This is a genomic window from Novosphingobium sp. (genome assembly GCF_041915465.1).
Taxonomy (GTDB): Bacteria; Pseudomonadota; Alphaproteobacteria; order Sphingomonadales; family Sphingomonadaceae; genus Novosphingobium.
This window is the reverse complement of the sequence record NZ_JAYSBK010000145.1, coordinates 1-5,703: the sequence shown is the minus strand read 5'-3', so window position 1 is coordinate 5,703 and position 5,703 is coordinate 1. Positions and strand designations below refer to the sequence as shown.

Here is a 5,703-nt window from a genome sequence, read left to right as displayed (position 1 = left end):
CTTCGTGTTTGAAGCAAGCATTGGCTCGCTTCCCTCGAACAGACGGAAAGTTCGTTCCATGACCCTTGTATTGCTGAATGATGATAATGATACCGGAGCGGGCGGCGCCGCAGTGGTGACGCGGGTGGCTCCTGGCGGCCAAGTTGCTGCAATCGGGGCAGCAACATTTGCTCACCTTCAGGCCCGAGGATCTCCAGGACAAAATCCCGCTCCTCGCCTGGCATGGCAAGAAGCTCTCCCAACATGGCCGTGAGATCTTGGACCTCCGCCATGATCAAGCTTCGCCTTCGGCTTCGAGGCGTTGGCGCAGCAGATTGGCAAATTCGGAAAGCTGGTCCTTCCGCCTGGCCAGCCTGCGCCGCCGGTCACTCCACAGCGCCGCCAGGAGCAAAGGAATGGCCAGTAGTGGCGCAGCCATCCACCAATCGCGCCACGTAAGACCGCCGCTTGCTGCCTGCGCTGGTGCAGCTTGCGCAACGATCTGGCTGCCCAAGGAGGCTTGCTGGCGCGGCGCCTCAGGCTGGATCGGGCCGACCAGGAAAACCAAACTATCTCCGCGGTCCGCATCGAGACCCAGTTCCTGCTGCGCGGCGCGCTCGATGTCGGCGCGCACGCCGTCCATTATCGGTTCTTCCGTCGTGATACGCACCGCATAGACATAGTCTGGAACGCCGCGCGGGAGTATTTCGCTCACCGGATGCGCAGACGATTGGCCATCATCAGCCCGGCGTTTGGCCGCTTCACCAGGCTCGACATATCGAAGGCTCGCAACAAGCCCGAAGCGAAGGTCGGGATGCAAACGGGTGACGGCCGATTTCAGCCGCTCGCGGGCCGAATTCAAAATGGCGTCACTGGCGGCGTCCGGCGCTGGATCCCGCGCAATCTCGGGGCTAACAACCCGGCCGCTGCCATCAAGTACCGCGACTTCGCTCTGGGGCAGGTCTGGTACAGCGCCAGCGACAAGCCGCTGGATGCCCTCGACCGTCGCGGACGAGAGCGATCTTCCTGGCTTCAGGATTAAGGTCACGGAAGCTTTGGGTTTATCTTGCTCGCCGCGGAACATGTTGTGTTCGGGCAGGCCAAGATGGACACGGACGGTCTGGATACCGTCCAGCAGCAAGATCGTGCGGGCAAGTTCACCCTGGAGTGCCCGCTGATAGTTGATCTTTTGGGCGAACTCAGTGAGGCCCATGTCCGACTGGTTGAACAGTTCAAAGCCGATCTGCCCCTTCATCGGAAGTTCGGAGCCGGCTAATTCAATCCTCGCCTTGTCCGCTTCGCTGTTTACAACCGCAATCGTTCGGCCATCATCTTCGAAGCGATAGCCGATCTTCTTGCCGTCCAGTACCTTCGCGATTTCGGCGGCGTCCTGTGCGTCAAGGTTGACCAGGACCGGCACATAAGTGGTGCGAACAAAAAACCAGTAAAGGCCGAATACGGCAACGGTAACCAGCAAAGCGAGCAGCCAAAAATTTGGCCGCCGTGCTGAGCCCGGCGCCAAAGACGCGGCGTTTTCGGCTGTGGAAGTGGTCACGCTCAGAGCTGCATGTTCATAAAGCTGCGGTAGCTCTCGGTCAGGCGCTCGCGCACCTGGACAGCAAGCTCAACTGCGATCCGTGCTTCTTCCATCGCGATCGTCACCTGATGGACCGGAACGGCCTCCCCCAATGCATAGGCGTTCATCAGTGCGTCGGCCCGGTTCACTTTCACGTCGACTGCGGCGAGGCCATTGGTCAGCAGATCAGTAAAACTGCCGCCTGTCGTTTGAGGGGTGATCCGCGATGGCACCATCGCAGAGCCCGACAAGGCCGGTGTTCCACCTGCGATTGCCCCGATAGGAATGATCGCCATGTTTCAACGCCTTCCAATGTCGAGCGCGCGCATGGCCATCTGCTGGGATAGCGACAGCGCAGTCAGATTGCTTTCATAAGCCCGCGCGGTGCGCATCAAGGTGACCATCTCTTCTGCGTGATCGATGTTCGGGTAAGCGACAAAACCGTTCGCATCGGCTGCCGGATGCCTCGGATCGTAGACCAGGCGGGTGGGATTGGCGCGGGCCTCAACGGCGATGACCCGGACGCCTTGTGGTGTCGGCGCATGACTTCCCTGCTTCATAGCCGACGCAAAGTCGCCTTGCGGTCCGGAGATCAGGGTAAGCGGCCGATAGCCGGCCTTGCCCGCGACCGTTGCCGTGTTCTCGTTGGCGAGATTCATGGCGACGATATTCAGACGCTGCCATTCGACATCCAACGCGGAACGGCTAATCGAAATCGGGTCGACGCCCATTACCGTGCTCCAATTGCAGCTGACAGCATGGCAAAGCGCCGGCCGGTCATATCCGCCAACGCCGCATAACGCATCGCATTCTGCGAGGCGTCGACCAGCATCAGATCTTCACGCCGTTCCTCGCCTGGGCCGAATATGCGTCCTGCCGTGAACGTGATCTCCAGGTTGCCCACTGCCTTGGGACCTTCCTGCGCAGCCTGGCGCAGCGCATCCTCGAAATTGACTTCGAGGGCCTGGAAACGCGGCGATCCGGCATTGGCCAGGTTGTATGCGATCGCTGCGCTGCGTATATGCAGACCGTCGAGCGCCTTGGCAGCAAGCGTGATGGCATCAACGCTCATTCTTGAGTTTCCCTGGTGTTTCAACCTTGCGGATGGGCGGCGCCACAAAGACCTGTCCGTCTCCAGAGCGCGCGAAGAAATTCTGACCGTCTTGTGCAGTCTCCAATGCGACCGCCGCGCGCGCAATCGTCACATGACCGATCGAAACGGTAAGCTGCACGCTCTCGCCGGCTGCCACGGCAGGGCGCGGGGCGAGGTAGGCACGCCCAAGTTCACAGCCGGCAGCAAGGTCAGATCGGGCAAGTGTAAGTTTGCGGCGTGCGTCGTAGCGCAGTACGGCCTTGGGTTGGCGGTCAGGGCACGGCGCCATAGCCGTGTCCTCAACAAAGACTGGATCGCCGGCGCTCTTTGCCGCGACCAAAACGCGGCATTGCAGCGGCCCGGCCGCGCTTGCTGTCAGTCCAGCACCTAGGAGTGCGAGCGCGAACACGACTATCTGCGAAGGCCGTTTGCGACGCCAAAGAATTCATCAGCTGCCCGCGCAACCTGAGCATTTGCGGCATAGGCGCGCTGCGCAATCAGAAGTGCGACCATCTCCGAGTTGAGGTCGACATTAGAACGCTCGATCGATCCTTGGGACAGGGTCCCAAGCCCGTCTTCGCCTGGGGCAGCCGCCAGCACCGCCGCCTCGTCGCGCACGGCGTAGAGCCCGCCGTCGAGGCGTTCAATTGCATCGGGGTTGATGACTTTGATCAACCCGATCTCACCGATCTGAGTTTCGCCAACTACGCCGGCCTGGGTCACGAAGACCTTGCCCTCGCTATCGATACGCAGCGCACTGGCATCTTGCGGGACATTTATCCCGGCCTTGAACAATTGCCCTGAGGAGGTCGCCAACGCACCGTCCTCCATGATCCGCATTGTTCCGCCGCGCCAAAGCAAGGACCTTCCATTCGGTCCCAGAAGCTCGATGAACCCGCTACCATTGATGGCAATGTCTTGCGGATTGCCGGTCGCTTCGACTTGCCCTTGTGCATCAAACGTGGGGGCTGTCCACGAAGCGACGCCAGCAACGACATCTGTTCCAGTGTTCGCTGCGCCATTGGCCCCGCTGTTCGGCGAAACCCCGACTAGCTCGACAAACCTCAAATCGACCCGCTTGTAAGCGGGCGTATTTATGTTTGAGATGTTTCCCGCCACGGCCAACAGCGCCTGCTGCTGGGTGCGCATCCCGACCATTGCGATTTCAAGTGCCCCACTCACTTCGAGATGCTCCCAAGTTGGCTTGCGGTCTTGGCTAAGAGGTCGTCATGTAGCTGAAAGAGCTTGGCGCCGGTTTCGGCCATCCGACTTGCCTTGTTGAGCTCAAGCATTTCATCCCCGAGATCGACATCGGAGCCAGCGACCATGCCCTGCTGCACCGAACCCGATTCGGATAGTTCCGCGCGGCCTGTATTTGCCGAGGCCAGCGAGAAGAGGCCGATGCGCCCTTGCGGCTGACCATCCACGATGACGGTACCATCGCCCGACACGGTCACGCTTCCGGCAGTTATGGCCAGATCGTCACTATCGCTGCTCTGCAGCGCGCGCCCTTGTCCATCGACCAATCGGCCATCCTGATCGCGGTGCAGCTGGGCCGATCGTGAATAGAGGACGCCTCCGGGGCCGCGCACGGCCAGCACCGTATCCGCGTCAGTTGCAAGATCGAACTGACCGCCAGTCGGCAGCAAGGCGAGGCTTCTGTTCGGACGGGCGAACACTTCACTATCGACCTGCTGGCCGGAGCGCTGATCGATGATCTGCGAAAAAACTCTGTGCGTCCGATAACCCGGCGTATTCAGATTGCTTATGTTGGCGGCGGTGACATCAATGCGCCGCTCGGCCCCAATCATCATGGTTGCGGCAATTTCGGCAATACTTGGCACCAGAATCCCCCGCTGACGATCGATCGCCGTTGCCGTCATACTCCAGGCCGATCTGGCATCAATCGGAAATATGTGATTCCAATCGACAATCCACAAGTTTGCGGGTTCCCGAACTTGGAATTGCCGCGCGTTCGCGCCAGCTAGCTCTGCGTTCTGCCGGAGTTACGCTGTGTTACTTACAAATGTTGAGTCGCGTCGGCGGCTTTATTTTGCGGTAGTTCTTGGCCTGATTCCAGCGCCGCTTGTCGCAGAAGATCTGTATTCTGCCGCGCAATCACAGTCTCTGGCTACCGATCATCGCGCATCGCGTGTGGGTGACACTGTGACCGTGATAATCGTGCAAACGGCGGAGGCCAGCACCACGGTGAGAAATGGATCTCGCCGTTCTACCTCGATCAATGGGCAATTTAGTGCGGGATCGATCGATGAAAGTGCCGCCGCTGATCTCGGTAGCACTTTCGATGGTCAGGGGCAGGCGAGCCGAAGCGAGCGCTTTGTAACGCAGATGACTGCCAAGGTGACGCAAGTCTTTCCTAACGGGGACATGGAGATCACTGGGGTTCAACGGCTCGAAATGAATGGCGAGACGACGGCAGTCGAAGTGCGCGGCGTAGTCCGCGCCGTTGACATCGATGCAGACAACCGGGTGCCTTCCAATCGCATTGCGGATGCGCAGATCAACTATAAGGGCAAGGGCTTCATCTCGCGCGGCACGAAGCCCGGCCTGTTGCAGCGCCTGTTCAACCTGTTCGGATTGCTGTGATGCGTAGCCTGCTCAAGTTCATGGCGCTATTGCTCTGCGTGGCGTTGCCTGTCCAACAAGCCATGGCGCAGCAAGTACCGATACGAGCACTCGGCCGGTTCGATGGTTGGCGCGAAAACGCATTGGTCGGCTACGGTATTGTTACTGGACTGGCCGGCTCAGGTGATTCCCGCAGTAATGCGGTGACACGCCAGGCCTTGCGCAACGTCCTTGCGCGCTTGGGGAGCATCGTTTCCGAGCAGGACATTTCAAGCCGGAATGTCGCTGTTGTGATCGTGACGGCCAACCTCCCCGCCTCGGCAAATGTTGGCGACAAGATTGACGTCACTGTATCTTCGATCGGCGACGCCCGCTCGATTGCGGGCGGCACTCTGCTGATGACCACGCTCGAGGGGCCCGATCGCCAAGTTTACGCGCTCGCACAAGGGCCGCTAGTCGTTGGCGGGTA

10 protein-coding genes are annotated in these 5,703 nt (G+C 60.0%); 2 read left to right on the top strand and 8 right to left on the bottom strand.

All coding sequences use genetic code 11. From position 1 onward, the window contains the following. The 8 genes from ACE3SN_RS15975 to ACE3SN_RS15940 all read right to left on the bottom strand — a co-directional run. Nucleotides 1-272: hypothetical protein (locus tag ACE3SN_RS15975; protein ID WP_374531696.1), on the bottom strand; the 272-nt coding region annotated here is incomplete at its 3' end. 2 nt (nt 273-274) lie between these two features. Next, nucleotides 275-1,534, bottom strand: coding sequence for a flagellar basal-body MS-ring/collar protein FliF (fliF, locus tag ACE3SN_RS15970; RefSeq protein WP_374531694.1), 1,260 nt, complete (start codon nt 1,532-1,534; stop codon nt 275-277). A 2-nt stretch (nt 1,535-1,536) separates the two neighbouring features. Beyond that, entirely contained in the window at nt 1,537-1,851 is a 315-nt protein-coding gene (gene fliE, locus ACE3SN_RS15965) for a flagellar hook-basal body complex protein FliE (RefSeq protein WP_374531692.1), read from the bottom strand. A gap of 3 nt (nt 1,852-1,854) precedes the next feature. Further along, nucleotides 1,855-2,286 carry a flagellar basal body rod protein FlgC gene (gene flgC, locus ACE3SN_RS15960; protein WP_374531690.1) on the bottom strand — a complete coding sequence of 144 codons (432 nt, stop codon included), beginning with the start codon at nt 2,284-2,286 and terminating at the stop codon, nt 1,855-1,857. Further along, entirely contained in the window at nt 2,286-2,627 is a 342-nt protein-coding gene (locus ACE3SN_RS15955; RefSeq protein WP_374531688.1) for a flagellar basal body rod protein FlgB, read from the bottom strand. Before ACE3SN_RS15955 ends, flgC begins: the two co-directional genes overlap by 1 nt. Next, a complete protein-coding gene (locus ACE3SN_RS15950; protein WP_374531686.1) occupies nt 2,617-2,787 on the bottom strand; it encodes a hypothetical protein in 171 nt (56 codons plus the stop codon). The genes ACE3SN_RS15955 and ACE3SN_RS15950 overlap by 11 nt, the downstream gene beginning before the upstream one ends. 272 nt (nt 2,788-3,059) lie before the next feature. Then, entirely contained in the window at nt 3,060-3,830 is a 771-nt protein-coding gene (locus ACE3SN_RS15945; RefSeq protein ID WP_374531684.1) for a flagellar hook-basal body protein, read from the bottom strand. Further along, on the bottom strand, nt 3,827-4,588 hold the full coding sequence (locus ACE3SN_RS15940; protein WP_374531682.1) for a flagellar basal body protein: 762 nt from the start codon (nt 4,586-4,588) through the stop codon (nt 3,827-3,829). The genes ACE3SN_RS15945 and ACE3SN_RS15940 overlap by 4 nt, the downstream gene beginning before the upstream one ends. 73 nt (nt 4,589-4,661) lie before the next feature. Between ACE3SN_RS15940 and ACE3SN_RS15935 the strand changes: the two genes are divergently transcribed. Next, nucleotides 4,662-5,255 (top strand): flagellar basal body L-ring protein FlgH, encoded by a 594-nt coding sequence (locus ACE3SN_RS15935; protein ID WP_374531680.1) that lies wholly within the window; start codon nt 4,662-4,664, stop codon nt 5,253-5,255. Beyond that, a partial coding sequence (locus ACE3SN_RS15930; protein ID WP_374531678.1) for a flagellar basal body P-ring protein FlgI occupies nt 5,255-5,703 on the top strand: 449 nt, incomplete at its 3' end. The genes ACE3SN_RS15935 and ACE3SN_RS15930, both read left to right, overlap by 1 nt.